General features: G+C 40.8%; 3 protein-coding genes. All 3 read left to right on the forward strand.

Going from position 1 to position 2,576, the window contains the following annotated elements:
- The coding region (gene ccoO / locus AACY61_RS12200; protein ID WP_339611851.1) for a cytochrome-c oxidase, cbb3-type subunit II at positions 1-1,438 on the forward strand (1,438 nt) is incomplete at its 5' end.
- A gap of 6 nt (positions 1,439-1,444) precedes the next feature.
- On the forward strand, positions 1,445-1,639 hold the full coding sequence (locus AACY61_RS12205; protein ID WP_339611852.1) for a CcoQ/FixQ family Cbb3-type cytochrome c oxidase assembly chaperone: 195 nt from the start codon (positions 1,445-1,447) through the stop codon (positions 1,637-1,639).
- The coding region (locus AACY61_RS12210) for a cbb3-type cytochrome c oxidase N-terminal domain-containing protein (RefSeq protein WP_339611853.1) at positions 1,636-2,576 on the forward strand (941 nt) is incomplete at its 3' end. The genes AACY61_RS12205 and AACY61_RS12210, both read left to right, overlap by 4 nt.

Raw genomic sequence — 2,576 nt, forward strand, 5'->3', positions numbered from 1 at the left:
CCTTCTATACACTTCGTTGCCTGCGTGGGCTCAAAGTTTAGGGGTTGCATTTTCAATCATGCTATTAGCACCTTCCTGGGGTGGTATGATTAATGGTTTATTAACCTTAAGAGGTGCCTGGGATAAAGTGCGAACAGACCCGACACTTAAATTTATGGTTGTTGCAATAACCGGGTATGGTATGGCAACCTTTGAGGGTCCTATGTTGTCTCTTAAAAATGTAAATGCAATCGCTCACTTTACTGACTGGATTATTGCACACGTTCACGTAGGTGCACTTGCGTGGAATGGCTTTTTGACCTTCGGTATGATTTACTGGTTGATACCAAAACTATTTAAAACTAAGCTTTTTTCAACCGGGCTGGCTAACTTCCACTTCTGGATAGGAACATTGGGTATAATTATCTACACACTTCCGCTTTATGTAGCAGGTTTTGTACAGGCCTCCATGTGGAAACAATTCAATCCCGACGGAACATTGGTATATGGAAATTTTATGGAAACTGTTGTAGAAATTATGCCGATGTACTGGATGAGAGCTATCGGTGGTAGTTTGTACATTCTTGGGGTCTTTATAATGCTCTATAATATTATCAAAACGGTAAGGCAAGGAACGCCTGTTTCAGACGAACTTGCTGAAGCAGCAGCTCTTGAAAGAGTCACCAAAAAACGTGTGGCCGGAGAGGGTTATCACACCTGGCTGGAAAGAAGGCCGGTTCAGTTAACCATCCTTGCTACAGTAGCCATTCTCATTGGAGGAATTGTACAGATTGTACCTACACTCGTTGTAAAGTCCAACATTCCTACAATCACCAGCGTTCAGCCATATACACCACTTGAATTGGAAGGAAGGGATTTATACATCCGTGAAGGTTGTGTTGGTTGTCACTCTCAAATGGTGCGACCCTTCCGTAGTGAAACAGAACGTTACAACGGTGAATATGCCAAAGCCGGTGAATTTGTTTATGACCATCCTTTCCTTTGGGGAAGTAAGCGCACGGGGCCTGACTTGTTGCGTGTGGGAGGAAAATATTCTGACAGTTGGCACTTCAACCATTTTTATGACCCGCAAAGTACTTCTCCGGGATCTATTATGCCAAGTTATAAATGGTTGATTAATAATGATCTTGACAAATCAAAAACCGAAAAGAAAATGGAGGTCATGGTGAGTTTGGGTGTGCCATATTCTGAAGAAGATATCGCCCGTGCACAAGAGTGGATGCTTGAGCAGGGAACCGAAATTGAAGAAAACCTTTACAGTGACCCTGAATTCGCCCGTGTTTATGAAGCAGAAAAGCAATATGCACAGGAAAATGGTATTGAATTCACAGAAATGAAAAACAGAGAGGTAGTTGCTGTAATTGCTTACCTGCAACGACTTGGAACCGATATTAGAATATCCGGGGGAGAAGAGGAGGGTATTAACACTGAAAATTAAGAAATTATGTTAAAGTATATCAAAGGACATATGGAAACAATTGATGGAATACAAGTTTATCCCATCATTTCACTACTCATTTTTTTCATCTTTTTTGCCATCCTTTTTATTTGGGTATTTACTGCAAAAAAGAACTATATCGAGCAAGTAAGTAACATTCCTCTTGAAAATGAAGAGGACGAAAACACCACTAACCAATGAAATCATCAGCATATTTAAGAATTTTAATCATCGCAGCCCTTTCTTTGTTATTGATTGAGGCAATTTCAGGAACAGAGGGTCAGTGGGCACTGTTTGATAACCCAATTTTAATTTTAGTCTGGGTCGCCATCATTCTGTTTATGACAGCAATTGAACTTAGTGTACACGCCTTACAGCGCATTTTGTTTCACTCTCTTAATGAAGAAGCACGTGCTCTTTATCTTGAAAGGGAAGCAAAAGAAAATGCCAACAGGTATAGCTGGATCCATTCCATTTATAAAAAACTGGTTGGTGAGAAAAAAGCTAAAACTGAGGCCGAAATCATTCTTGATCACAATTATGACGGAATCAAGGAATTGGACAATAACCTGCCACCCTGGTGGTTGTATGGCTTTTATGCAACCATTATTTTTGCTGCTGTATATATGGTGCGTTACCATGTTTTTGATGGCCCCACTCAAGAAGAAGAATATCAACGTGAGTTGGCAGTAGCTGAAAAGGAAATAGAGGAATACCGTAAAACAGCCAAAGGATTGGTAGATGCCAGCACGGTAGAACTGCTAACTGATGCCTCAGATTTAAATGCAGGTAAAGGTATTTTTGAATCCAACTGTGTTGCTTGTCACAGAGCAGATGGAGGTGGAGGCATTGGTCCGAATCTGGCAGATAATTATTGGATATTAGGAGGAAGTCTAAGTAATGTTTATGAAGTAATTTCTGAAGGAGGCAGGCCCGGAAAAGGGATGATTGCCTGGAAAAATGATTTGAAGCCATTACAAATAGCACAAGTAGCCAGTTATATTAAAACCTTTCAAGGCACCAATCCTCCAGACGCTAAAGAAGCCGAGGGTGATTTGTATGAAGTGGAGGCTCCTGAGCAACTTGATGAAGCCGCTGAAAAAGTTGAACAGGTAGAGTTGACTGATGAAGAATTGAA

The sequence above is a fragment of the uncultured Planktosalinus sp. genome (genome assembly GCF_963973675.1).
Taxonomy (GTDB): domain Bacteria; phylum Bacteroidota; class Bacteroidia; order Flavobacteriales; family Flavobacteriaceae; genus Planktosalinus.